This is a genomic window from Martelella lutilitoris, assembly GCF_005924265.1.
GTDB lineage: Bacteria > Pseudomonadota > Alphaproteobacteria > Rhizobiales > Rhizobiaceae > Martelella > Martelella lutilitoris.
Genome location: NZ_VCLB01000013.1, coordinates 1 through 24,650, shown reverse-complemented (window position 1 = coordinate 24,650; position 24,650 = coordinate 1). Strand labels below are relative to the sequence as shown.

The window sequence follows — 24,650 nt, the reverse complement described above, 5'->3', positions numbered from 1 at the left end:
CTAACCACCAACTGTAGAAAAGAGAAAGAAAGCATAACGTGACCAACCCGATCGGTATCATATCGATGCAGTTTGCCCGGCCCTTCGGCCGGGAGCACATGCACCTCTTCAGGCACATGCGGACGCTCGGCTTCGACCTTGTCGAACTGCTCGTCCCCGAGCCCGAGGATGGTCTTGACCTCAAGGCGCTCAAGACAGCGCTGGACGAGGCCGGACTTGGCGTGGCGCTGGCCGCCCGCGTCAATCTGCAGCGCTCGATATCCGATGCCGACCGGGGCATCCGCGAAGGAGGCATGGGCTATCTCCGCTATTGCCTCGAGGTCGCCCATGCGCTTGGCGCCTCGACGCTCGGCGGCCCGCTCTACGGCGCGCCCATGGTCTTCGCCGGCCGCGCGCCCACGCCTGTCGCTGAAGAGGAAATGAAAGCCCGCGGCGCGCGGGTGATCGAAGGGCTTGGCGTTCTGGCGCCCGAAGCCCTGGCGGCCGGGACCAGGCTCGCGCTGGAGCCGCTCAACCGTTACGAAACCGACGTCATCTCGCTGGTCTCGCAGACCGTCACCGTTGTCGATGCCGTCAACCATCCGGCCCTCGGCATCCTTTTCGACACCTTCCACGCCAATATCGAGGAAAAGTCCATTCCCGATGCGATCCGGCTTGCGGGGAACCGTATCGTCTATTTCCAGGCGAATGAAAACAATCGCGGCTATCCGGGCACCGGCCATATCGACTGGACCGGAACCATGCAGGCGCTCGCCGATGTCGGTTATCAGGGCCCGCTGACACTGGAGCCATTCCGTCGCGACGACGATGAACGCATCGGCCTGCCGATTGCCCAGTGGCGTGCGCCGCATGAGGACGAGAGTGAAAAGCTGAAAGCGGCCATCGCCTTCATTCGTCACCTCCTCGCGAAGACGGGAGGTCGGGCATGACGCTGAATATCGGCTGGATCGGCTGCGGCCGCCACGCAACACACATGCTGATGCCGCAGCTCGGCCGCAATGACATGCGCATTGCCGCCGTCTGCGACCTCAACCGCGATGCAGCGGCCTCTGCCGCATGGCAATATGGCGCCGAGGCGATCTACAGCGACTACCAGGAGCTGCTCTCCCACAAGGGGCTTGATGCCATCTGCATGGCTGTCGGGCCGGACCTGCACCGCGTTGCAGCGATCGCGGCGCTGGAAAAGGGTCTTCCGGTGTTTCTCGAAAAGCCGCCGGCACGCGACGCGGCCGGTGCGCAGGAAATCGCCGCCGCCGCCGAGAAGGCGGGCAAGCCCGTCATTGTCGGTTTCATGAAGCGCTATTCGACGGGCAACCGGATCGCCGGCAACATCCTGCGCGGCGAGGGGTTCGGCAAGGTGCTCGGCGTGACAGGCTCCTATATGTCAGGTCCCGCCTATTTCGCCGGAGTGCCGGACTATTCCGGCTTCTATCTGCACCACTGCGTCCACTACATGGACCTGATCCCGTGGTTTGCAGGATCGGCTTTTGAGGACATGGCGGTGCGCACGCTCGAGACCGCGCCCGGCCACCTGCTGCTGCACCTCAATTTCACCTGCGCAAACGGCGCGATCGGCACCATTGTCATGGGCACGATCCAGTCGCGCGGCACGCCGACGGAAGACATCACGATCATGGGCGATCATCGTCGCCTCGAGATCGAGAATGTCATCAATGTCCGCTATTTCCGCGATCCGCCCTTCAAGGCCGAGGACCCGGCAGCAACGCTTGCCGGCGGCGCCGACACGCTGAGCTGGACGCCGAATTTCACCGCCGCTGCCAATGAGGACCACAAGGGCTATGCCGCCTTGATGGCCGATGCGGCGAAAGCCTTCCGGGGCGAGGCCAACACTGCCCCCGATATCACCGATGGAGTGAGCGCCATGGCGTCGCTTGAACGCATGACCGCCCTTATCGACGACGATCTCAGGAGACGCCGGAAATGACGGACTGAGGAGACACCACGCCGGCGGGCGACACGCGATCAGGAGATTGCGCTTCTGCCGGAAGACGAAGACGGGGCTTGCCGCGCCCTTCCACAAGCATTGCGGCAAGCCCCTCACAAGGAAAGGAAACACCGTGACAAACAGATATCTTCCAACCCCTGTCCTGCACCGTGTCGTCGAAAAAGACGGATTGGTCTTTGTCGGTGGCACCGCATGCGACGACACAAGTCTCGATATTGCCGGACAGACACGCCAGACCATCGCCAAGCTCGAAACCTATCTTGAGGCTGCGGGCTCCGACAAGTCCAAACTGCTGTTCGCGACGATCTATCTCTCCGATCTCAGCCTGAAACCCGGCATGAGCGATGTCTGGGCCGAGTGGATACCGGCCGAAAGCCTGCCGGCGCGCGCCACCATCTGCCCCGGCGACCTCGGCCCGGGCGTCCTGATCGAAGTCACCCTGATCGCCTACAAATAATGATCCGGGAAGCCTTGAGCCCCGCGTTCCAAAGCGCCCCCTCATGCTTTCCCCAGCCTTTCGAGACAAGAAAATGCTGAACAAGAACCCCGCCACTGCCTCGTCCATCGAGCTTGCAAACACCATCCGCGTCCTCTCCATGGATGCCGTGCAGAAGGCCGTGTCCGGCCATCCCGGCATGCCGATGGGCATGGCCGAAATCGCCGTCGCGCTGTGGACCCGCCATCTGAAGCACAATCCGAAGAATCCTGACTGGCTTGACCGCGACCGTTTCGTGCTGTCGAACGGCCACGGCTCGATGCTGCTCTACAGCCTGTTGCATCTGACCGGATACGACCTGTCGATGGACGATATCCGCAATTTCCGCCAGCTGCATTCCAAAACGCCGGGCCATCCCGAACATGACGTGACGCCCGGTGTTGAAACCACGACCGGCCCGCTCGGCCAGGGCATTGCCAATGCCGTCGGCATGGCCGTTGCCGAGAAGATGCTGGCAGCAAGCTTCAACAAGCCCCGCCACAAGATCGTCGACCACAACACCTTCGTCTTTCTCGGCGATGGCTGCCTGATGGAAGGCGTTTCGCATGAGGCCTGCTCGCTCGCCGGCACGCTCGGTCTCGGCAAGCTGATCGCGCTTTACGATGACAACGGCATTTCCATCGACGGCCATGTCAGCGGCTGGTTCACCGATGACACGCCGAAGCGTTTCGAAGCCTATGGCTGGCAGGTGATCCGCAATGTTGATGGCCATGATGTCGAGGCGATCGATGCCGCGATCGCGGAAGCCAAGAAGAACACGAAACAGCCGACGCTGATCTGCTGCAAGACCACGATCGGCAAGGGTTCGCCCTCTTATGCCGGTGACGCCCATTGCCACGGCAATGTTCTGGGCGACGAAGAGATTGCCCGCGTGCGTGAGGCGCTAGGCTGGACGCTTCCGCCCTTCGAAGTGCCCGCCAATGTCTATGAGACGTTCAACGCAGAAGAGGCCGGCAAACAAGCCGAAAGCGCCTGGGAAGAAGCCTTTGCGGCCTATGAAGAGGCTTTTCCGGCAGAGGCTTCCGAATTCCAGCGTCGCATGAGCGGCGAGCTTCCTGCCGATTTCGATGCCGAAATGGGCGCCTTCATCGCCTCTGCCGAAGGGCTGACGGACACGATCCCGATGCGCAAGGCCAGCCAGAACGTGTTGCAGATGCTGGGCGACGAACTACCGGAATTGGTCGGCCTTTCCGCCGACCTCGCCGGCTCCTGCCTTTCCATCTGGGACAAGATCGAGCCGGTGACGGCGGAGACGGGCGGCAATTACATCTATTGCGGCGTGCGCGAATTCGGCCTCGGCGCGATGATGAACGGCATCTTCCTGCATGGCGGCTTCCGGCCCTTCGGCGGCGGCTATGTGGTCTTCTCTGACTATCAGCGCAACGCCATCCGCATGGCGGCCCTGATGAAGCTCGGCGTCGTCTATGCGCTGTCGCATGACTCGATTGCCGTCGGCGAGGACGGCCCGACCCACCAGCCGATCGAGCATCTGGGGTCGCTCAGGCTGATGCCGAACCTCGATGTCTGGCGTCCGGCCGATGCCGTGGAAGCGGCAATCGCCTGGGAAACGGCGCTGAAGCACACGGGCACGCCGACGCTGATGTCGCTCAGCCGCCAGGTCCTGCCGCCGCTTTCCCGCTCGGCTTCGCAGGCCGACGCCATCCGCCGGGGCGGTTATGTTCTGGCGGAAGCCGAAGGAACGCCTGCCGCCGTCATCATCGCCACGGGTGCGGAAACCCGCCAGGCACTTGATGCCAGGGCAGCACTTGCCAAGGAAGGCATTCAGGTCCGCGTTGTCTCCATGCCGTCGACCTTCGTCTTCGACAGCCAGGACAAGGCTTACAAGGCCGAGGTCCTGCCGGCCGGCATCCCGCGCGTTTCCGTCGAAGCCGCCGGAACCGAGTACTGGCGCAAATATGTCGGTCTTGAAGGCGGTTGCGTCGGCATCGACACATTTGGCGAGTCTGCTCCCCCGCCGGTCCTGTTCGAGCTCTTCGGCATTACCGCCGAAGGGGTCGCAAAGACCGTGAAATCGGTGATCGGCTAGTCGCGAGGGCCTGTCATCGAAGAGCGCCGCCCCTCCGGCATGGGTGGGCGGCGCTTGCGCACTGAATGGATAATGGCCGGCGCTGGCCGCCGGGCTTGCTGCATCACAAGGAAAGGGAACGTCTTCGCTTTTGAGGAAGGCGAACGCATTTTCCAATATTTTCGGGAGGATACGGCCTTGGCCGGTCACACAATTGAACATGCCGTCATCGGCGAAATCGACGGACAGGCGGTTGATGCCTATCGCCTGAGGGGCGGCGACACGGAAATCGAGGTGATGACCTATGGCGCGATCCTGCGCCGGGTCATGCGTTCAGACCGCAACGGCAGAATCGCGGACATCGTCATCGGCTATGACGATCCGGCCGATTACGTGGCAAAGCCCGGTAATGCGGGCGCGATATGCGGCAGGCTGTCAAACCGGCTTGCGCTCGGCAAGTTCACCCTTGATGGCGTCGACCATCAGCTTCCGACCAATTCCGGCCCGCATCATCTGCATGGCGGGTTGCCGGGTTTCGGCAAGCGTTTCTGGAAGGCCGAGCCCGCCCCGGAAAACAACGCCGTCACCTTCCGAATGGAAAGCCCGGATGGCGATCAGGGGTATCCTGGCGCGCTTGATGCCACGGTCACCTATCGGATATGTGAAGACGGTGCCTTGGCGATCGAGATGGAGGCGGTCACGGATCGGGCGACCATCCTCAACATTATCTATCACGGCTACTGGAACCTTGCCGGCCACGCCAGCGGCAACGTCGAGAGCCAGCGCCTGCGCTTGCTCTGCGACAGTTATACGGTGGTGAGCGAGGACAAGATCCCGAGCGGCGAGATCGTCGCGGTCGCCGGCACGCCCTACGACTTTACCGAGATGCACCCGATCGGCGACAGGATATCCGAGACATGGCCGGGTGTCGGCTATGACCACAATCTCTGCGTGGCCGGTTACGACGGATCGATGCGGGTTGTGGCTGAGGCCGAGGATCCGGCAAGCGGACGCGGGTTCACGCTCTCCACGAACCAGCCCGGTATTCAGTTCTATACCGCCGGCCATTATCAGGCCCAGCCCACCGAAGGGAAAGATGGCGCGCTTTACCGGGAATTCGCCGGTTTCGCGCTGGAGACCCAACACTACCCCGACAGCCCTCATCACGAGAACTTTCCCTCCGTAGTGCTGCGGCCCGGCGAAACCTACCGGCACCTGATGCGGTTCGATTTCACGGCGGGAAAGTAGGAGAACGCGCGGTTGACGGGAAACGCCCGGGAGCCTTGACGGCAAGCGCCGCGGGCAGGGCGTTGGCCTGTCTTCCTCAGCGCTCTACTGCTGGCCGACGCGCGCGCGGTAGAGCGCCCATTCCTCGGTGATGCTGCCATCGGGCAACTGGCAGTAGCCCACTTGACCGCCGGCCTCGTTGCGGATTTCGGTGCGCCCGCCAAGGCTCGCGCAATATTCGGATGCCGGATTGGCGAGGCCTGTCGGAGCCGGAGCCGATTGGGTGCAGGCGGCGAGAACCGCGGCAAAGCCTGTCAGCAGAACAATTTGGCGCATCGAATATCTCCCAGTTCTTTTCCGGCGACGGTAGCAGAGGGAAGGGCGTGTCGCCAGAGAGGACAGGTTCGATGAAACGGGAGCGGAGCAGCGCCATTTCGTCTGGTGGCGGCTTTCCGGAATGCCGCTTCTTCGAGGTTTCGGCTTTGCGGGGGTTGTTTGATGTGGTTCCCAAAGGCCATTATCGGCGGCGACAGAGGGAGCCCGATCCGCCATGCCGCATATGTTCGTCAACCGACCGCGTATTCATGATTTTGTCGCCGACGACCCGGACAACAGAAAGAACTTCCGCTGGGAGACCATCAATGCCGCCGCCTATCAGCTGGGCGGGCTGGTGTTCATCTTCGGCAGCATCTGCTTCTTCCCGACCCTTTCCTTCCTTGCCGATATTGGCGCATGGACCTTCTTCTTCGGCTCGCTGCTCTATCTGCTGGTCACCGGTCATGACCTGATCGAAGTGTTCGTCCATGCCCGCGAGCGAAAGGGCGCGGCGACGGTGTGGGACAGGCTCGAATTCTGGGCCGCCTGGACCTATGTTGCCGGCACGCTGCTGTTCGTTGCAGGCAGCATCTTCTTTCTTTCCGCCGTCGGCTGGGAGACGGCCGGGGCGTGGTGCTTCATCATCGGCAGCGTTTTGTTCGTCGTCGGCGCGGTCATCAACGTCATCCAGATCGTGCAGGCCGATGACCTTGTGACCCTGCAGATGATGAACCTGACCGCGGTGACCTTCGTGGTCGGGTCGACGCTCTTCGCCGTAGCCTCCATCCCCTATCTCTGGGAGGTTTCAAGCCCCGCCGACGAGGTCCGGATCGACGGTTTTCTCGCCTGGCAATATCTCGTCGGCAGCGGCCTGTTCTTCATCGGCGGTCTTTTGAACTATCGTCGCGCTTATCGCATCGTGGCCCAGGCGCTTGGCAAGCCGACCCGCTATGCGAGCCATCCGATGAAGCCTCTTGCGCCGCACCGGAAGAAACCCTGGGAACGGTAGCGCACCCATTATGGGCTTATCCAGTCTGCGGAAATAACACCTGAAATTGCAGAGACCAGCTAGCCAGAGCGCGCGCGTTCTGCTAGCGCATGAAGGACATGAAAGGGGAGGTCTCGATGGTTGATATGCTTTTGCGGGGCATCGTGCCGATCGCGGCCGCTTTCTTCACGATTGTGGCGATCGCGGCGGGATGGTTCTGGATCCTGCTGTTCACCATTCCCGCTCTGGCGGTCGCCGCCTATGACTGGTTTCAGTCCTCCTGGACCATTACCCGCAATTATCCCGTACTGGGGCGTTTTCGCTGGCTTGCGCTTTCGCTGCGCCCCTTCATCCGCGCCTATGCAGTCGAGGATGATACCCACGGAACGCCCTATTCCTACGCCGCGCGGCAATTGATCAAGACCCGTTCGCACGGGCAACCCGACACGATCCCGTTCGGCACGGAGCTCGAACTCTACGAGGATCCGCATCACTGGATTTCCCATTCGATGGCGCCGGAAGCCAATCCGGACCTTTCTCCGCGCATCATGGTCGGCAATGAGCAGACGTCGAAGCCCTATTCTGCCTCGATCCTCAATATCTCGGCAATGAGTTTCGGGGCGCTGTCGGCCAATGCCGTGAAAGCGATGAATATTGGCGCGCGCGACGGTGGCTTTTATCAGGATACGGGCGAGGGCGGGCTCAGCCGCCATCATCTCGAACATGGCGGCGATCTCGTCTGGGAGATCGGCTCCGGCTATTTCGGCGCGCGCGACAAGGACGGCCGGTTCGATCCGGACATGTTCCGCGACAAGGCCGCCAATGACGCCGTGAAGATGACGGAAATCAAGGTCAGCCAGGGCGCCAAGCCCGGCCATGGCGGCATGCTTCTCGGCTCCAAGGTGACGCCCGAGATCGCCGAGGTGCGCGGCGTTCCTGCCTATCAGAACTGTCTTTCGCCGCGCGGCCATTCCGCCTTTTCAACGCCGGCGCAAATGCTTCACTTCGCCGCCACGATGCGTGAGCTTTCGGGCGGGAAGCCGGTCGGGATCAAGTTCTGCGTCGGCCAGCCGCACGAGCCCTTCGCGCTTGTCAAGGCGATGCTGACGACCGGCATCTACCCTGATTTCATCGTCATCGATGGCGCCGAAGGCGGGACCGGCGCCGCGCCGCTGGAACTTGCCGACTGGGTCGGCATGCCGCTGTGGGACGGGCTGGTGCTGATGCGCAACGCCCTCGTCGGCGCGGGCGTGAAGAAACATGTGCGGCTTGCCGCCAGCGGAAAGGTGTTCTCCGGCATGGGGCTCGCCCATAACCTCGCCCTTGGCGCGGACTGGTGCAATGCCGCGCGCGCCTTCATGATGTCCGTCGGCTGCATTCAGGCGCAGCGCTGCCATACCGGCACCTGTCCCACCGGGGTAACCACCCAGGACAAGTGGCGCCAGCGCGCGCTTGTGCCCGAGGAACAGGGACATCACGCCGCCCGCTTCCACAAGAAGACGCTCGAGGCGCTGGCCGATATTGTTGCCGCCTGCGGCTTCGCCCATCCCCAGGACCTGCAGCCGCACCACATCATGCATCGCGTCGGCTCGCATGATTCCGTGCCGCTCGACAAGCTCCATCCCTTCCTCGCCGAAGGCATTTTGCTGTCGGACCCGGATTCCACGATTTATGCCGACTGGTGGCGGGCGGCGAGTTCCGACAGCTTCCGCCCCGTCGAGGATCTGGTTCGCATCCGGGCAAATAACGGCTAGAATATCGGTCATTCTTTGATCGCAATGAGGTAGCAAGTTCTCTTTTCATTCAGGCCGATCGACGCCTTCACGTCAGCGTCAGAATCTGACGGAACGGCACGTAAAGCGATTGACTTGAATCGGCGTGCGCATGAATACTTAAGATTGTGAGTATAGACAGTCGCTGCGGTGAGCCAGCAGGGGTGGCCGGCTGCATACAGTGAAGCGCGTTTAGCTAGGGGAACATAAAAATGGCAATGCGACGCGAAATCGGCCTGATCGGCCTGACGTTTGTCGCCGTGGGCGGCGTTCTGGGATCGGGGTGGCTCTTCGCCCCGCTCGATACGGCGCAACTGGCGGGACCGGCCTCGGTTATCTCATGGTTGATCGGGGCAGTGGCGATGCTGCTGATCGCCCTGACCTATGCAGAGAATTCCACACTCTTTCCCATCGCGGGCGGCATTGCCCGTATTCCGCAATTTTCCCACGGTCGGCTTCTGGCGCTGGCCATGGGCTGGAGCGCGTGGGTTGGCTACTGCACCACGGCGCCGATCGAGGTGAAGGCCTCGCTCGGTTATGCCTCGTCCTATCTGCCGTGGCTGACCAATGCCACCGGCGGCCTGACCGTCTCGGGCTACATCGCGGCCGCGATCTTCCTTGCCGTGCTGACCGTGGTGAACGTCTTCGGCGTCGCCTGGTTCGCGCGCATCAACACCACGATGACCTGGTTCAAGCTGATCGTGCCGGTGATCTTCATCGTCGTGGTCGTCGCATCGCGGTTCGAGCCGTCGAACTTCACCTCGGCCGGCGGCTTTGCGCCCTATGGCGTTCCCGGCATCTTCGCGGCGGTTTCGACCGGCGGCGTGGTCTTCGCCTTCATCGGCTTCCGCCACGCCATCGATCTTGCCGGTGAGGTGAAGAACGCGCAGAGGGTGATCCCGCTGGCGCTGATCCTCTCGGTGCTGATCTGCCTTGCCATTTATGTCGGCCTGCAGATCGCCTTTGTCGGCGCCATCAACCCGACCGATCTTTCAGGCGGCTGGCACACGATCGAATCGAGCCATGAGCTCGGCCCGCTCGGGGCACTCGCCACATCGATCGGGGTCTTGTGGTTGTTGAGCATGCTGAATGTCGCCGCCGTGATTTCGCCGGCCGGCAGCGGTCTCGTCTCGGTCAGCTCGAATGCCCGTCTGGCGCTCGCCATGTCGAACAACGGCGTGTTTCCGCGCCTCTTCGCCAAGCTGAACGAATACGGCGTGCCGCTCTGGGGTCTGATCCTCAACTACGTCGTCGCGCTTTTGATGCTGATCATCCTGCCCTTCCAGGAAATCCTGGCGCTCAACAGCGCGGCGGTGGTGCTGTCCTTCATCGCCGGTCCGGTCTCCATGGTGGCCTTCCGCTATCTGGCGCCGAATGCGCGTCGTCCCTTCGTGGTGCCGGCAGCGGGCGTGATCGGGGCGCTTGCCTTCATGATCGCGACGCTGATGATCTACTGGTCGGGCTGGAGCACGATCTGGGTTCTGCTGGTGCTGCTGGTTGTCGGCGCCGTTCTGTTCTTCCTGCGCCTGGCGGTGATCGGTCGCGAGGATCTGGAACCCATGAGCGCCGTCTGGTTCGGGGTCTATATGGCGGGTGTCGCCATCATCTCCTATCTCGGCGGCTATGGCGGCGGGCTCGGCGTCATCCCCCATCCGGTGGATTCGGTGCTGGCGGCCCTGTTCTCGCTTGCCGTCTTCCTGATGGCGGTGCGCGGCCGTATCTCGCAGGACATTTTCGATCGTTTCCGTCGCGAGCAGCACGATATCGAGCTGCAGGAATATGGCGGCGCCGATGTCGAGGACGTCATGACGCGCGAGTAACCCGCACCTTCCTTATGTGATCTGGATTGCCGCCCTTTCCTTGACCGGGAAGGGCGGCTTCTTCGTGCTGTCTTCAATGGTGAGAGCGGTCTTCATAGGGGGAATCGAGCGAAAAGGGCGGGATGTTCACCTGCAGCAGGCGATTGTCTCCGGTGCGGACCACATAATGGCCGACCATAATGCCGGAGGACGTATCGAGCGGGGCTGCCGACTGGTAGGAAAACCGCTCGCCGCTGGCCAGCACCGGCTGCTTGCCGGCAACGCCAGGGCCGTTGACGATTTCGACGACGCCGTCGGCGTTGGTGATGGTCCAGTGGCGGGCGACAATCTGGACGTCGACCGCGCCGTGGTTGACGATCTCGATGTCATAGGCCCAGACGAACTGGTTCTCCGCCGGCGCGGAATGCTCGTCCAGAAAGCGGGTTTCCACCCTGACCTCGATCTCGTCTGTCGTTACGCTTTGCACCACTCGGCTCCGCAAGAGCGCATCCCGGCGAAAACGGATCGCCGGAACTGCTCTATTCACTCGTATCGACGCATTGTCGCAGACGTCCACTGGGGCTCACCTGGCCACGAAATGCGTTTGCTTGGCGGTCAGGACGTGCTGTCTCCGGCCGGTCTGCAATTCTGACGCTTATGCCGGAAGTTTTGCAAGAGCCTGGGCGAAATCGTTGATCAGGTCGTCGCTGTCCTCAATGCCGGCGGAGAAGCGGATCGTGCCGCCGGTAATGCCCAGTTCGGCGCGCGCCTCTTCGGAGAGGTTCTTGTGCGTGGTCGTCGCCGGGTGGGTGATCAGGCTCTTGGCATCGCCGAGATTGTTGGAGATCGAAACGATTTCGAGCGCGTCCTGGAGCGCGAAGGCCGCCTCCTTGCCGCCCTTCAGTTCAAAGGCGATCAGCGTCGAGCCCGCCGTCATCTGCTTCTTGATGATGTCGGCCTGGGGATGATCGGCGCGACCGGGATAAATCACGCGGGCAATCTGCTTCTGGTCGGCGAGGAAGTCCGCGATCCTGCCCGCGCTTGCCGTCTGCTGGCGCACGCGCAGCGGGAAGGTCTCCAGCCCCTTCATCAAAAGCCAGGCATTGAAGGGCGAAAGGGCAGGGCCGGTGTGGCGGAAATAATCCTGCAATTCCTCCTCGATCCATTCCTTCGACGACAGGATCACGCCGCCAAGGCAACGGCCCTGTCCGTCGATATGCTTGGTCGCGGAATAGACGACGACATCGGCGCCGAGTTCGAGCGGTTTCTGGTAGAGCGCGGTGGCGAAGACATTGTCGACCACCAGCCGGGCGCCGGCCTGGTGGGCGAGTTCGGCAACGGCGGCGATGTCGACAACCTCGAGCGTCGGGTTGGTCGGGCTTTCGAGGAAGAACAGCCTGGTGTTCGGGCGGATGGCGGCTTCCCAGGCGGCGATGTCGCGCCCGTCCACCAGCGTGCAGTCAATGCCGTATTTCGGCGCAAGCGTCTCCACCACCCAGCGGCAGGAGCCGAACAGGGCGCGCGCGGCGACGATATGGTCACCGGCCTTCAGCTGGCAGAGGATAGCGGCGGAAACGGCGGCCATGCCGGAGGCGGTGGCGCGGGCATCTTCCGCGCCTTCCAGCGCACACATGCGTTGTTCGAACATGGCGTTTGTCGGGCTGCCGTAACGGGCGTAGATGAAGCCGTCATCCTCGCCCTTGAAACGGGCCTCGGCGGCGGCCGAATTCTCGTAGAGGAAGCCCTGCGTCATGAAGATTCCCTCGGACATTTCGCCATACTGCGAACGCAGGCTTCCTGCATGGACGAGCTTGGTTTGCGGACGCCAGGACTTCTTCATTCTCATGTCTCCAAACAAAAAAACCGGTCGCGAAGGGACCGGTTACCCGGCCTTTTAGCTACTTGTTTAACGTGGCTGCAAGCCGACCGGCCAAATCACCACAGGGATAAGGCGGCATAATCCCTATAAGCGCTTGCGTCAATTCTGAAAGATTGGTTTTGTCGGCCAACAGGAGCAAAACATGTCCAAAAAGCCCGGAATTCTGCCCGATCACGCCATTGCCGCCTTGCTCGAGCAGAAGAAACTGACCACGATCAAGCCGCTCGATCACGACCAGATCCAGCCGGCAAGCCTCGATCTGAGGCTCGGCGCGAAGGCCTACCGCGTGCGCGCCAGTTTCCTGCCGGGACCGCGCCACAGCGTTGCCGACAAGCTGTCGCGGCTCTCCATGCACGAGATCGACCTGTCCCAGGGCGCGGTGCTGGAAACGGGCTGCGTCTATATCGTCGAACTGATGGAAGGTCTCAACCTTCCTGAGCATCTCTCCGCCTCGACCAATCCGAAAAGTTCGACCGGCAGGCTGGATATCTTCACCCGCGTGATTCCGGATTTCGCGCAGGAATTCGACATCATCCCGTCGGGCTATGATGGACCGCTCTATCTGGAAATCTCGCCGCGCACCTTCCCGGTCATCGTACGGCAGGGCTCACGGCTGTCGCAGATCCGCTTCCGCTCGGGCCATGCGGTGCTGGCGGAGGACGCGCTGATGGTGCTGCATCGCGCCGAAACGCTGGTCGCCAGTGACATGCCCAACATTTCAGACGGCGGCATTGCGCTGTCGATCGATCTGGAAGGCGAGGGGTTGGTCGGCTATCGCGGCAAGCACCACACCGGCGTCATCGATGTCGACCGCAAGGCGGGTTACGACATTCTTGACTACTGGGAGCCGATCCAGGGACGCGGCAAGGGCGAACTGATCCTCGATCCGGACGAATTCTACATCCTCGTCTCGCGCGAGGCCGTGCATGTGCCGCCGCTTTATGCCGCCGAAATGACGCCCTTCGACCCGCTGGTCGGCGAGTTCCGCGTCCATTATGCGGGCTTTTTCGATCCGGGTTTCGGCCATGCGGACGCCGGCGGCAGGGGCGCGCGCGCCGTGCTGGAGGTCAGAAGCCACGAAGTGCCGTTCATTCTCGAACACGGCCAGATCGTTGGTCGCCTCGTCTACGAGCACATGATGGACCCGCCGACGGCGCTTTACGGTTCAGGGCTCGGGTCGAACTATCAGGCGCAGGGGCTGAAGCTGTCGAAGCATTTTCGGGCTGGGTGAAGTTGGAAGAAGGGGCGTTCGGAAGCAGAATGGCGAACGGCAGGCTTGGCTCGCAATCGCGCTTTTTTGAGGAGACGCGCCCCCTCCACGCGCGTCATCCTAGGGTCAAGCCCGAGGATGACGCATGAGTGTGAGTGCCGGTCAGTTTCCCCGCTTCTTCAGAACTGCACCAGAATGTTCTTGAACTGCCAGGGATCCTTCTCGTCCTTGCGTTCCTCGAAGAAGGTCTGGCGGCCGGTGAGCGGCGTCCAGTCGGTGTAGTGGCCTTCGACGGGGCCGAGATAGGGTATCTGGATTTCCAGGCAGCGGCGGTAGTCCATCTCGTCGGCCTCGACGATGCCGGCTTCCGGGTTTTCCAGCGCCCAGACCATGCCGGCGAGAACGGCGGAGGTGACCTGAAGCGCGGTTGCGTTCTGGTAGGGCACGAGATCGCGGGTTTCTTCGACCGAGAGCCGCGAGCCGAACCAATAGGCGTTCTTGTCGTGGCCGTAGAGCAGCACGCCGAGTTCGTCGATGCCGGTCAGGATGTCGGCCTCTTCCAGAACCAGGCTTTCTTCCTGCGGATTGCCGCCATTGCCGAACATTTCGTCCAGAGACAGGACCGCGACGTCGGCCGGATGATAGGCGTAGTGGCAGGTCGGCCGGTAGGTGACCTTGTCGTTGTCGTTCCTGACGGTGAAGTAGTCGGCAATCGAGACCGATTCATTATGGGTGACGAGGAAGCCATACTGGGGGCCGGGCGTCGGGCACCAGCTTCTCACCCGGGTGTTGGCGCCCGGCTGTTCGATATAGATCGAGGCCTTGCAGCCCTTCTTGTGCTTCTTGGCGTTCTTCGGCATCCATTTCTCGTGGGTGCCCCAGCCGAGTTCGGCGGGCTGCATGCCCTCGGCGACAAAGCCTTCGACGGACCATGTGTTCCAGAAGGTTCCCTGCGGACGCAGGAACTTGGAGCGCTGGGTGTCGCGCTCGGCAATGTGGATGCCCTTGACGCCGGCATCCTGCATCAGCTGCGCCCAGCCTTCGCGGTCGTCCGCCATCGGCTCGACGAAATTCATGGATGTATCGCGGGCAAGGTTGACGAGCGCCTGCTTGACGAACCAGGAGACCATGCCGGGGTTCGCCCCGCAACAGGAAACGGCGGTGGTGCCGCCCGGGTTCTTGCGCTTTTCCTTGCGCACGGTCTCGCGCAGCGCGTAATTGGTGCGCGATGCATTGTCGGCATTCTTGTCGAAGTAGAAGCCGAGCCAGGGCTCGATCACCGTGTCGATATAGAGTACGCCGAGCGAGCGGCAGAGCTTCATCAGGTCGAGGGAGGAGGTGTCGACAGAAAGGTTGACGCAGAAACCCTGGCCCTCGCCCTCGGTCAGGAGCGGCTCCAGAAGTTCCTCGTAATTGTCCTTGGTCACCGCCGCGTGGATGAAGCGGACGCCGTGATTGGCGGCGATATTGGCATGCGCGTCATTCGGATCGATGATGACCATGCGCGACTTGTCGAAATTGAAATGCCGTTCGATCAGCGGCAGCGCGCCCCGCCCGATGGACCCGAAACCGATCATGACAATGGGTCCGGTGATTTCGGCGTGGATCGGGTATTCCTGAAGCATTTCCGTTTCCTTCTCGGTTAGAACCTGCGCGCAAGGCGATTGCCGCGAACGTAAAGGCAAATTATGACACGGCTATTTTGTTCCGTGACCTGCCAGTCGCGCAAAAAGCGTGACCACAGCTGCAGGCAACAGTAAAGCGGATTTATCGCCGCCGTTCCAGAAGTCAGTCCAAAACTTCTCGCAGATAAGCCGACAGCGCGTCGATATCGGCGTCTTTCATGCCCTTGTAGGCGCGCTCCTCTGCCGTCAACCCGTCAAGCTGTTTCAGCATGGCCGAGGCGATTGCGCGGGCTTGCGGATGGCGCACAATCATGGCCAGGGGGTCGGCGTAGATTTTTATCGTGAAGACGATGGCGCCGGTTTCCGGCAGGCGGCGCAGCGTCTGGCGTTCGACGCGCAGGAAATTCTCGCCAATCGGGCGGACCGGGCGGAACAGGTCCTCGGGCAGATGCTTGGAAACCGGCATGGCGAGCGCGTCCGACCCCTTGAACGACCAGTTGAACCGCTCGGCGGGCAGGTCGGGCTTCAGATTGTCGAATATGCGGCTGACCATGGCGGCGTTGCGCGTGCCGCCCTGAAAGCCCGGCACATCGGCATGCACCTCGTCCATCGGCCGGCCGGCCTTTTCGGCCAGCGACCAGGAGGAGGGAAAGGCGATGAAGCCTGCCGCAAGATGCCAGTGGCCGTCATGTTTTGCGAGGACGGCAAGATCGTCGGCGATCATCAGCCCGGCCCGCATCAGGGGCGGCATCGCCTCGTCGGCAAGGTCGACGCTGCGGCCGGCCATGGTCATCGTCTCGCCGGACAAGCGATAGACGTCGGCGTGATGATCCGCGAGATGCCGGGTGATCATTGCGAGGGCTTCGTTTTGGGCATCAAGGCTATCGCCTGTCGCCCGAAAGACGGCGTCACGCTTCGCTTCGAGAAGCTGCTGCTTCTCGTCGAGATAGCGAGCGAGGTCGGGCTCCGCTTCCAGCCAGTCCGTTGTCGCAATCTGCGATAGACCGATGGAAAAGGGCTTGTAGGCCCTGCCATAGGGCATGAGCCGAAGCGGGCGGTCGGCGGTTGCGCTATCGGTCATGCCTGTTTCAGCCCCGAAACGCTGTCGACCGTCTTCGAGAAATCCACTTCCGTCAGTGCATATTGCGCGACGCCTTCGCTGACGAAAGGATCCGTCTCGCAGATGGCGCGCACCTGATCGAGGCTGCCGCTTGCGATGATCACGCCGCCCGTGCGCGGAACCTTGCGCCCGGAGGCCAGAAAGACGCCATCGGCATAATGACGGTTGAGCCAGGCGATATGCCCGTCGAAATGTTTTTCGACGGCCTCCATCGGCGCGACATAGGTCAGCGAAATCAGGATCAAGGCGGTCTCCTCAACCAGCCGGCGAGGCGGAAAGGTCGCCGGCAAAACGGGCTTTCAGCAGAGCTTCTTCATATTCGGCGCGTGCGGTCGAATCAAGCACGATGCCGCCGCCGACATTGAAGACGGCGCGGCCGTCAGAAAAAAGCGTGATCGTGCGGATGGCGACGTTGAACTGCATGGCGCCGCCGGGCGCGATATGGCCGATCGCCCCGCAATAGGCCCCGCGCGGTCCGTCCTCCAGTCGGCGCAAGATCCTCATTGCCGAAATCTTCGGCGCACCGGTGACCGAGCCGCAGGGAAAAAGCGCCGAGAAGATCGCCTCGATACCGGCATCGGCTTTCAGTTTCGCGCGGACATGGCTCACCATCTGGTGGAGCGTGGGGTAGGTCTCGATCTCGAAGAGCTTCGGCACGTGGACGCTGCCGGGCTCGGCAATGCGCGAAATGTCGTTGCGCAGGAGGTCGACGATCATGCAGTTTTCCGCAAGCGTCTTTTCGTCATCCAGCATGGCGGCGATGATCGCCTCGTCTTCCGCGGCGCTCGCCCCGCGCTGGGCCGTGCCTTTCATTGGATGTGTTTCGATAAAGCCATCCCCGTCGACCTTGAAGAAGAGCTCCGGCGAGCGCGACAGGATGCACGGCCCGGCAAGTTCGAGATAGGCGCCGTAGCGCACCGGCTGGCGTCCGGCACAGGCGTGAAAGGCGGCAAGCGGATCGCCCTGCCAGCGGGCATAGATGGGAAAGGTGAGGTTGCCCTGGTAGCAGTCGCCGGCCATCAGGTGGGCGTGCAACGGCTCGAAACGGTTCCGATAGGCGGCAAAATCCCAGGCGGGTTCGAGGTCGAATAGAAACGGCGTTTCGGAGCTCATCTCCGGCAGAGCGGCCACTTGCGGAGGGTCGAAAACGCCGAAGCAGAGATAGGGCGTTTCGGTCTTGCCCGACGGAAGGTCGGAGAAGGCGGGATCCAGCAGAAACCCCGCCTCATAAGCTGCATAACCGGCGAGCCAGTGACCGGATGCGCGCGCGTCTTCCATTCGTGCGAAAGCCTCCGGCACCTCGTCCGGGCGTTCCGCCACGATCAGCGCATGCGGATCGGAAAATGTCAGCATGCGACCGGCGAGGTCGTCCCGGAAGACGGCGCGCGGCATGCTATTCGTTGTCGAGCGCTTCAAGTTCGTCGATCAGCCCCTCGATCATCGAAAGCCCCTTGCTCCAGAAGGCGGGGTCGGACGCATCAAGGTCGAAGGGCTTCAGCAGTTCGGAATGATGCTTCGTTCCGCCGGCCTTCAGCATCTCGAAATACTTGTCCTGGAAGCCGCTCTCGGCGTTCTGGTAGACCGCATAGAGCGAGTTCACCAGGCAATCGCCAAAGGCATAGGCGTAGACGTAGAAGGGCGAATGGATGAAGTGCGGCACGTAGCTCCAGTAGGTCTCGTAGCCATCGGCAAGCTTGATCGCCGGTCCGAGGCTTTCGGCCTGCACCGACATCCACATCGCGTTGATCTGGTCTTCCGTCAGTTCGCCCTCGCGGCGGGCCGTGTGGACCTTGCGTTCGAACTGATAGAAGGCGATCTGGCGCACGACCGTGTTGATCATGTCCTCGACCTTCTGGGCGAGCATCGCCTTGCGCTTTGCCTTGTCGGCCGTCTGGGAAAGCAGCGCGCGGAAGGTCAGCATCTCGCCGAAGACGGAGGCGGTTTCGGCGAGCGTCAGCGGGGTCGAGCACATCAGCGCGCCCTGTTTCGCCGCCAGAACCTGATGCACGCCGTGGCCGAGTTCATGGGCAAGCGTCATCACATCGCGCGGCTTGCCAAGATAATTGACCAGCACGTAAGGATGGGCGGAGGGCACCGTCGGGTGCGCAAACGCGCCGGTGCGTTTTCCCGGGCGGATCGGTGCGTCGATCCATTGTTCATCGAAAAAGCGTCGCGCAATATCGGCCATGTCCGGCGAGAACGCGCCATAGGCCGAAAGCACCGTGTCGCGGGCCTCGTCCCAGGGGATCACGCGTTCGGCGACATCGGGCAGGGGGGCGTTGCGATCCCAATAGTTCATCTGCTCCATGCCGAGCCATTTCGCCTTCATCGCATAGTAGCGGTGGGAAAGGCGGGGATAGGCCTCGCGCACCGCCTCGGTCAGCGCATCGACAACCGCGCGCTCGACCCGGTTGGAAAGATGGCGGCTATCGGCGATATCCTCGAAGGCATGCCAGCGGCTGTTGATCTCGGTGTCCTTGGCCACCGTGTTCATGATCAGCGAGAAGGTCGGCAGGTTGTCCTTGAAGGTCGCAGCCAGCGCTTCCGCGGCCTTGCGGCGGACCGGTTCCTTCGTATCGCTCAAGAGATTGAGGGCCTTTTCCAACGGCATTTTCTCGCCGTCGACATCAAAGCGCATGCGGTCCATGGTCTGGTCGAAGAGCCGGTTGAAGGCCTGGCCGCCGGTGGTCGATTTCTCCATGAACAATTGTTCGATCCGGTCATCCAGCTGGTGCGGCTTTTCCAGCCTCAGATCCAGCACCCAGGGACGGTAATGGGCAAAGCGGGCGTCGGCCTCGAGCGCCCTGTTGATCGTTTCCTCGTCCAGTCGGTTCAGCTCCAGCTCGAAGAACAGGAGGTCGGCGTAGATTTCGGTGATCCGCGCCGAGGTGTCGCCATAAAGCTTGCGCAGCGTCGGGTCGGCGGCGTTGGCATAATAGGAGAGGCCGGCAAACGAGCCGAGCCGTCCGAGCGTGTCACCAAGCGCCTCGTAAGTTTCGATGGCCGCGCCGAGCCCGTCGTCTCCTGTCTTGCCGGAGGCTTCCTCGAGTTTGCCTTTCCAGCGGGCCGAAAACGACCGTGCCTTCTTGGCCGCTTCATCGAAGGCATTGTTGAATTCGGGCGAGGAGGCGCCGGGATAAAGATGGGTAAGATCCCATTCGGGCAGGCGGCCCAGGGCCTCGTCGCCGGATTTCGTCGCCTGAGCCGAGCCGTCGGCCGGATTGCGCGGAAATGAAGCGTTGAACATGGGTCTGTCTTTCCTGTTGTTATTCGGTCGCCGCCTCGGGGGCGCGGGGCCTCAACATATGTGTCGCCTGCAAGCCCCGCAATCGGCAAAGGTCAAAATATGCCGATCCAATGCACGGCCTCCCCGCTTGCCGTTGTTGATTTGCGGCAAAGACTTAACGCTTGTGAAAGGCTAAGCGGTTATTGATGGCTCTAGGAATTTAACCAAATGTTGCCTATAAAATGGCAAGCTGAACGTCAGGCGGGAAAATGCCTCGTTTGCGCCGCATTGGACCTTCAAGAAGGTCATCGTCCGTCGCCCCTGAGGCTGCTGACGGTGCGGGGGCCCGATCACGACATTCAGAGTACCCAGGGAGAGTCCGGTTTGAGTGACCGTCCATCAAGCATATTCCTGCAACGGACAATTGCCGTTCTGGCGTTGCTTGCGGCCATTTTCTGCTTTTTTGGCGTGTCGGAGGCGCAGGCCGAAACCCGAACCCTGAAGCTCTACTACATTCATACCGGTGAAAAGGCCGAGATCACCTTCAAGCGCAACGGGCGCTATGACAAGAAGGGGCTCGAGCAACTCAACTGGTTCCTGCGCGACTGGCGCCGCAAGGAACCGACCAATATGAACCCGCAATTGTTCGACCTGGTCTGGGAAGTCTATCAGCAGGTCGGCGCCAAGGATTACATTAACGTTGTCTCCGCCTATCGCTCGCCCGAGACCAACGCCATGCTGCGCAAGACGTCCTCAGGCGTTGCCAAGAAATCGCAGCATATGCTCGGCAACGCGATGGACTTCTTCATTCCCGGCGTGCCGCTCGCCAAGCTGCGGGCGACGGCGATGAAGTTGCAGCGCGGCGGCGTCGGCTATTATCCGAGCTCCGGCTCGCCCTTCGTCCATCTCGATGTAGCGAGCGTTCGCGCCTGGCCGCGCATGAGCCGCAGCCAGCTCGTCGCGCTCTTTCCCGAAGGTCATACGCTGCATCTGCCGGCCGACGGCAAGCCGCTTCCCGGCTATCAGGACGCGCTGGCTGAATACAAGGCCAAGGGCAGCGTCTCCGGGTCCGAGCCCGTGCGCGTCGCCAGCAACGATGATGGCGACGAGGACGAACGTCCGAACCTGCTTTCGATGCTGTTCAACCGCGGCAATTCCCGCAATGACGATGATGCGGGAAGCAGCCAGCGGCAGCGTGCCGCAACGCCTTCGCGCCAGAGCGCGCCGCAGCAATCTGCACCCCAGCAGCGCCCCGTCGATATCCTGACGGCGGCCGTCAGTTTCGACAATCTTGACATTCCGTTGCCGCTGTCGCGTCCCGGAGCAGACAACGCGGATCTCGGGACGCCGCTCGCCACGGCGCTCGTCGATCCCAACCCGCCAGAGGCAGAACCGGCACTGGCGATTGCCGCCAATATTCCGGTGCCGCAGTCGCGACCATCCTCGCTCGGGGATGCCGAGGGCATGTCCGTCTCCGACGTGCTGGTGGCGGAGGCCGCTTCACCCGTCGAGCCTGCCCCGGTCGAGGTCGCGTCCCTCGGCGGCGAGACGTCCTTCGAAGAGGATCGTTTTGGCTTCATGAATGGCGAGGTTCCCGTGCCGAGCCCGCGCATGAGTTATGCCGGGCTTGATCAGGGCGCGCCGATCACGCCCGAGCAGTTGCAGGCTGCGGGCCGCGCCAGGGCGGCCATTCCGGAGCCGGCTCAAAACCCGCGCAAGACGGCCCAGAGCGAGCTTGCCCGCAAGCTTGCGGCAATGGGCGATACGACCGAACTCGCCTATAACGAGGACAATGATTTCCGCACCCTGTTCCGCCCGACGCTTGCGCGAATCAACGCGACTGCACCCGATGAGCCAACAAAGGGTGCGCGTCCCGGCACGGTCCTGCCAAGGGACGCCGGGTCAACTGCGGACGTGAGCGCCGATCGTTATCGCTCGGCCAATGGGCATCAGTCCGCAAGTCTTGTAAGTACAAATAGTAGTAAATCCGATCAAAGATCGATTGTTGATTATTTTGATCGAGAAAGATTTTAGTATCTACTATTGAACGAACGAACTACTTGTCGCGGGGGTAACTTTAACGTAATATGACGGCATGAGCACATCTGACCCTTTTGTCGCTATTGCAGACCCCAATCGCCGCCATCTCCTGATGGCCCTGCGGCGCGAGCCGAAAACAGTGACCGAGCTTTCGGAAGGGTTACCGATCAGCCGCCCGGCTGTTTCCCAACACCTCAAGGCTTTGCTGGACAGTAAACTCGTGCGCGTCACGCCAGTGGGCACGAAGCGATTTTATGCCATCAATCCCGAAGGCTTTTCCGCGCTGAACGGCTGGATACGCCAGTTCTGAGAACGGGCGCCATGCATCAGCCATGTCTTCGATCCCAAGCTTGTCGTAACCTTCTGTCGGCTGAAGAGCAGACAATCAGCAGTGACGGTGACGCGGGTGTCGATCTATCGACAATTTTGCCAGGGCTGAGGCGTGCGCGCAAAAGCGCGCCCAGATCGCTTCCGGCTCTCATGGAAGCGCGGACACGGTCTCTCTATTTGTTTTGACGCATTTTCGCTTGACGTCAGATGTGTCCGTCTGACTGCGAAATGCTCCAGGCACGCAATCCCAAGCTCTGGTGAGATTCCTCTCAATCCTGCTTGCCTGAAACGGATGAAGAAAACCTGGCTTCAGTTGCGCTTGCTGGAAGCGACTTGCGTTGCGTTCTCGTTGCCGAGCAGGGCGTCGATCCGCTTGCGCTCGGAATCGAAGCGCGCGAGATTGTCGCCCGAAAGCGCGTCCGAATTCGGGAACCGGATCTTCATCGGATCAACCTTCGTGCCATTGACCATGACTTCGTAATGCAGATGCGGGCCGGTGACGAGACCGGTGGCGCCGACATAGCCGATGACCTGTCCCTGCTTGACGCGCGCGCCCTCCTTTACACCCGAAGCGATCTTGCTCTGATGGTTATAGGAAGTCTCGTAGCCGTTGGCGTGGCGGATGATGGTCTGGTTGCCGTAGCCGCCACTGTTCCAGCCTGCCGATTCCACCACGCCATCGCCTGCTGCGATGATCGGCGTTCCGGTTGGCGCGGCCCAGTCGACGCCGGGATGCATCCGGGCATATTTAAGCACGGGATGGCGGCGCATGCCGAAGCCGGAGGTAAACCGGCCGTTCGGAACGGGGTTGCGCAGAAGGAAGCGGCGGATGCTGCGGCCGTTCTCGTCATAGAAGTCGACCGCGCCGGTCTTCGGGTTGGCAAAGCGGTAGAGCCTGATGGTCTCGTCGCCGATTTTCGCGTCGATGTAGAAGAGCTCGGACGTCGCCGTCGCTTTGCCATTCTGATCGGCATCGGAGAAGAACAGCTCAAGCTGGTCGTCCGGCGAAGCCATGGACTGCAGATCGACCTTGCTCGCCAGAAGATTGATCAGCTGGCCGGCCATGTCCTTGGTCAGCCCGTAGGTCAGCATGGCGCGGAAAATGCCGTCATAGACCCGCACCGGCTTCTGCGTGGTGCCGAGCAGGAGATCCGTCTCGTCGGCGGATGCATTGGCAACCGCTTCGCTCATCGGCGGCTCGACGCCCTCGACGAAACGGCCCTTGTCGTTGAGCGCCGTGGTCATCACATGTTCGCCGTCGCGGTAGAGGCTGAGCCGGACCACGCGCATATTGCGGCCCATGCGCATGAGGCCGATACGCAGAATATCGCCGGCCTTCAGCATCGGGCTTCCCGATCCTTCCTCGATCAGGCGGTCAAGTTCGGCGGCAAGCGGCGCGGGGTACCCGGCGGCGACAAGAAAGGCCTCGACATCGACCCGCTGGCGAACCGGCAGGATGTCATCGTTGAAATCCTGGGTGAAGACGGACTGCAGCGCGCTTACGGAGACATTCTCATCGACGATCTGCGCCGCCATGGAGGGCTTGAGCGGCAGCATGATCTGTTCGGGCTCGAAGCGGTCCGGGTCCACATAGCTGAGCATGGATAGATCGCCGACGCTGTTCTGCAGCATGGTCTCGTTGGCGAGAATGGTCTCTTCGATCTCGTCGGTGGAAAGGCCCGCGGCAAAGGGCAGGGGCGGCTTGGCGGCCGGGAATGGCGTGAACTTGAGTTCGACCTCGCCCTCGACATCGGTATCGTAAATCACGTCGACAGCGCGCGCGCGCGGCCCGGCGCGTTCGGTCGTCGAAAACACTTCGAAGGGATCGAAGGCGGGATAGTCCGGCGTCTTGCCGTAATTGGCCGCAAGCGCCATCCGGACTTCGGAGAAGGGCTCGTAGTGAATGACATCGCGATCGCCCTGACGCACGGCGGTCGGCACCTGCAGGACGCGGCGGTTGGAGGGTTTGGCAATCACCGTGGTGGGTATCAGGCGGTTGCCCCTGACCGCCGTGTCATCGGTACCCGAGGCTGCCGTCTTGGCAAAGGCCGAGGCCGGCGCGGCCAGACGCTCGCGCCCGTCAACGGCGGCAGAAAGGGCGATCGCCATCAGAGCGGTGCTGGTCAATCCTGTCAGGCAGGCGCCCGCGAGCCAACGGATCGAGACATCGCGCCGCGCGGGCGGCGTCTTGCCGTCCACGACAATTGGCGTTCCTCTGCCGAACGAGCGCGCAGGGTTTTTCTTTTCTTTCATATGCCTGTGATCTTTAGCTCGATTTGCCGAAGTCGCAACTGGTCCGATTGATGTGCCGAAAATCGCCGCGCGTGTCAAATCACCATTCCCCGCCGATCTTCCGCCCGGCCCCGACGCGCCGTCGCAGAGCTCGTCATCGTGAGCCTCATCAGTTTGATGTTTTTACGGCGAAAATGGCCTATTGAAGGCGGAACCTTCATTCCCCACCTATATCAATATAGGGCGCGCGTGCCTGCTTGCCGCGGAGTTCTGATCAAAACCCATAAAAACCAATCACTTAACAAAAATGTCATTTTTTTTGGGATTGGTTGTTGACGGTTTGGCGGAATGGGGTCTATAAGCCGCCTCACCGAACGACGGGGCGGCGCTGAGGCGGTG

20 protein-coding genes and 1 riboswitch are annotated in these 24,650 nt (G+C 61.8%); of the genes, 11 read left to right on the top strand and 9 right to left on the bottom strand.

Features of this window, described 5'->3' with window-relative positions; all coding sequences use genetic code 11:
- Positions 1-38: 38 nt before the first annotated feature.
- The 5 genes from FF124_RS19930 (at position 39) to FF124_RS19910 (ending at position 5,736) form a co-directional block, all read left to right on the top strand.
- On the top strand, positions 39-929 hold the full coding sequence (locus tag FF124_RS19930; RefSeq protein WP_138750240.1) for a sugar phosphate isomerase/epimerase family protein: 891 nt from the start codon (positions 39-41) through the stop codon (positions 927-929).
- Positions 926-1,945 (top strand): Gfo/Idh/MocA family protein, encoded by a 1,020-nt coding sequence (locus tag FF124_RS19925; RefSeq protein WP_138750239.1) that lies wholly within the window; start codon positions 926-928, stop codon positions 1,943-1,945. The genes FF124_RS19930 and FF124_RS19925 overlap by 4 nt, the downstream gene beginning before the upstream one ends.
- A 133-nt stretch (positions 1,946-2,078) precedes the next feature.
- Positions 2,079-2,423, top strand: coding sequence for a RidA family protein (locus FF124_RS19920; RefSeq protein WP_132313911.1), 345 nt, complete (start codon positions 2,079-2,081; stop codon positions 2,421-2,423).
- Positions 2,424-2,496: 73 nt separating this feature from the next.
- On the top strand, positions 2,497-4,509 hold the full coding sequence (gene tkt / locus FF124_RS19915; protein ID WP_138750238.1) for a transketolase: 2,013 nt from the start codon (positions 2,497-2,499) through the stop codon (positions 4,507-4,509).
- A 177-nt stretch (positions 4,510-4,686) separates the two neighbouring features.
- Positions 4,687-5,736 (top strand): aldose epimerase family protein, encoded by a 1,050-nt coding sequence (locus FF124_RS19910; RefSeq protein ID WP_246072599.1) that lies wholly within the window; start codon positions 4,687-4,689, stop codon positions 5,734-5,736.
- An 84-nt stretch (positions 5,737-5,820) separates the two neighbouring features.
- Here the strand turns inward: FF124_RS19910 and FF124_RS19905 are convergent, their stop codons facing one another.
- Complete coding sequence (locus tag FF124_RS19905) at positions 5,821-6,051, bottom strand: putative hemolysin (protein ID WP_138750236.1); 231 nt, start codon at positions 6,049-6,051, stop codon at positions 5,821-5,823.
- Positions 6,052-6,265: 214 nt separating this feature from the next.
- Here FF124_RS19905 and FF124_RS19900 point away from each other — a divergent pair, with 214 nt between their 5' ends.
- From FF124_RS19900 to FF124_RS19890, 3 genes are all read left to right on the top strand, one after another.
- Entirely contained in the window at positions 6,266-7,039 is a 774-nt protein-coding gene (locus tag FF124_RS19900; RefSeq protein WP_138750235.1) for a YrhK family protein, read from the top strand.
- A gap of 116 nt (positions 7,040-7,155) precedes the next feature.
- Positions 7,156-8,772, top strand: a complete 1,617-nt coding sequence (locus tag FF124_RS19895; RefSeq protein WP_138750234.1) for an FMN-binding glutamate synthase family protein — start codon at positions 7,156-7,158, stop codon at positions 8,770-8,772.
- Positions 8,773-9,002: 230 nt separating this feature from the next.
- Positions 9,003-10,610 (top strand): APC family permease, encoded by a 1,608-nt coding sequence (locus tag FF124_RS19890; RefSeq protein WP_138750233.1) that lies wholly within the window; start codon positions 9,003-9,005, stop codon positions 10,608-10,610.
- A gap of 73 nt (positions 10,611-10,683) precedes the next feature.
- On the opposite strand, the gene apaG is transcribed toward FF124_RS19890, so the two are convergent.
- Positions 10,684-11,076 carry a Co2+/Mg2+ efflux protein ApaG gene (gene apaG, locus FF124_RS19885; protein ID WP_138750232.1) on the bottom strand — a complete coding sequence of 131 codons (393 nt, stop codon included), beginning with the start codon at positions 11,074-11,076 and terminating at the stop codon, positions 10,684-10,686.
- A 168-nt stretch (positions 11,077-11,244) separates the two neighbouring features.
- Complete coding sequence (locus tag FF124_RS19880; protein WP_138750231.1) at positions 11,245-12,429, bottom strand: O-succinylhomoserine sulfhydrylase; 1,185 nt, start codon at positions 12,427-12,429, stop codon at positions 11,245-11,247.
- A gap of 34 nt (positions 12,430-12,463) precedes the next feature.
- A riboswitch (SAM riboswitch) is annotated at positions 12,464-12,541 on the bottom strand.
- A gap of 69 nt (positions 12,542-12,610) precedes the next feature.
- On the opposite strand from FF124_RS19880, the gene FF124_RS19875 reads away from it, so the two are divergent.
- Positions 12,611-13,699, top strand: coding sequence for a 2'-deoxycytidine 5'-triphosphate deaminase (locus tag FF124_RS19875; RefSeq protein WP_138750230.1), 1,089 nt, complete (start codon positions 12,611-12,613; stop codon positions 13,697-13,699).
- 158 nt (positions 13,700-13,857) lie between these two features.
- Here the strand turns inward: FF124_RS19875 and FF124_RS19870 are convergent, their stop codons facing one another.
- From FF124_RS19870 to FF124_RS19850, 5 genes are all read right to left on the bottom strand, one after another.
- On the bottom strand, positions 13,858-15,303 hold the full coding sequence (locus tag FF124_RS19870; RefSeq protein ID WP_138750229.1) for a homospermidine synthase: 1,446 nt from the start codon (positions 15,301-15,303) through the stop codon (positions 13,858-13,860).
- A gap of 163 nt (positions 15,304-15,466) precedes the next feature.
- Positions 15,467-16,384, bottom strand: a complete 918-nt coding sequence (locus FF124_RS19865) for a heme-dependent oxidative N-demethylase family protein (RefSeq protein ID WP_246072597.1) — start codon at positions 16,382-16,384, stop codon at positions 15,467-15,469.
- Entirely contained in the window at positions 16,381-16,668 is a 288-nt protein-coding gene (locus FF124_RS19860; protein ID WP_138750228.1) for a YciI family protein, read from the bottom strand. The genes FF124_RS19865 and FF124_RS19860 overlap by 4 nt, the downstream gene beginning before the upstream one ends.
- Before the next feature lie 10 nt (positions 16,669-16,678).
- Positions 16,679-17,815, bottom strand: coding sequence for an aminodeoxychorismate synthase component I (locus FF124_RS19855; protein WP_138750227.1), 1,137 nt, complete (start codon positions 17,813-17,815; stop codon positions 16,679-16,681).
- Position 17,816: 1 nt separating this feature from the next.
- Complete coding sequence (locus tag FF124_RS19850) at positions 17,817-19,670, bottom strand: M3 family oligoendopeptidase (RefSeq protein ID WP_138750226.1); 1,854 nt, start codon at positions 19,668-19,670, stop codon at positions 17,817-17,819.
- 402 nt (positions 19,671-20,072) lie between these two features.
- Between FF124_RS19850 and FF124_RS19845 the strand changes: the two genes are divergently transcribed.
- Positions 20,073-21,683 (top strand): peptidoglycan L,D-endopeptidase MepK, encoded by a 1,611-nt coding sequence (locus FF124_RS19845; RefSeq protein ID WP_425462556.1) that lies wholly within the window; start codon positions 20,073-20,075, stop codon positions 21,681-21,683.
- Between the two features lie 61 nt (positions 21,684-21,744).
- Positions 21,745-21,999 carry an ArsR/SmtB family transcription factor gene (locus FF124_RS19840; protein WP_024707741.1) on the top strand — a complete coding sequence of 85 codons (255 nt, stop codon included), beginning with the start codon at positions 21,745-21,747 and terminating at the stop codon, positions 21,997-21,999.
- A gap of 329 nt (positions 22,000-22,328) precedes the next feature.
- On the opposite strand, the gene FF124_RS19835 is transcribed toward FF124_RS19840, so the two are convergent.
- Positions 22,329-24,272 (bottom strand): M23 family metallopeptidase, encoded by a 1,944-nt coding sequence (locus tag FF124_RS19835; protein WP_138750224.1) that lies wholly within the window; start codon positions 24,270-24,272, stop codon positions 22,329-22,331.
- Positions 24,273-24,650 lie beyond the last annotated feature (378 nt).

Coding starts and splice junctions, on each gene's coding strand:
- FF124_RS19870 (WP_138750229.1), bottom strand. CDS start 15,303: ATGCTTCAGGAATACCCGATCCACGCCGAAATCACCGGACCCATTGTC.
- FF124_RS19865 (WP_246072597.1), bottom strand. CDS start 16,384: ATGACCGATAGCGCAACCGCCGACCGCCCGCTTCGGCTCATGCCCTAT.
- FF124_RS19890 (WP_138750233.1), top strand. CDS start 9,003: ATGGCAATGCGACGCGAAATCGGCCTGATCGGCCTGACGTTTGTCGCC.
- FF124_RS19925 (WP_138750239.1), top strand. CDS start 926: ATGACGCTGAATATCGGCTGGATCGGCTGCGGCCGCCACGCAACACAC.
- FF124_RS19900 (WP_138750235.1), top strand. CDS start 6,266: ATGCCGCATATGTTCGTCAACCGACCGCGTATTCATGATTTTGTCGCC.
- FF124_RS19875 (WP_138750230.1), top strand. CDS start 12,611: ATGTCCAAAAAGCCCGGAATTCTGCCCGATCACGCCATTGCCGCCTTG.
- FF124_RS19880 (WP_138750231.1), bottom strand. CDS start 12,429: ATGAAGAAGTCCTGGCGTCCGCAAACCAAGCTCGTCCATGCAGGAAGC.
- FF124_RS19850 (WP_138750226.1), bottom strand. CDS start 19,670: ATGTTCAACGCTTCATTTCCGCGCAATCCGGCCGACGGCTCGGCTCAG.
- FF124_RS19855 (WP_138750227.1), bottom strand. CDS start 17,815: ATGCCGCGCGCCGTCTTCCGGGACGACCTCGCCGGTCGCATGCTGACA.
- tkt (WP_138750238.1), top strand. CDS start 2,497: ATGCTGAACAAGAACCCCGCCACTGCCTCGTCCATCGAGCTTGCAAAC.
- FF124_RS19895 (WP_138750234.1), top strand. CDS start 7,156: ATGGTTGATATGCTTTTGCGGGGCATCGTGCCGATCGCGGCCGCTTTC.
- FF124_RS19905 (WP_138750236.1), bottom strand. CDS start 6,051: ATGCGCCAAATTGTTCTGCTGACAGGCTTTGCCGCGGTTCTCGCCGCC.
- FF124_RS19835 (WP_138750224.1), bottom strand. CDS start 24,272: ATGAAAGAAAAGAAAAACCCTGCGCGCTCGTTCGGCAGAGGAACGCCA.
- FF124_RS19840 (WP_024707741.1), top strand. CDS start 21,745: ATGAGCACATCTGACCCTTTTGTCGCTATTGCAGACCCCAATCGCCGC.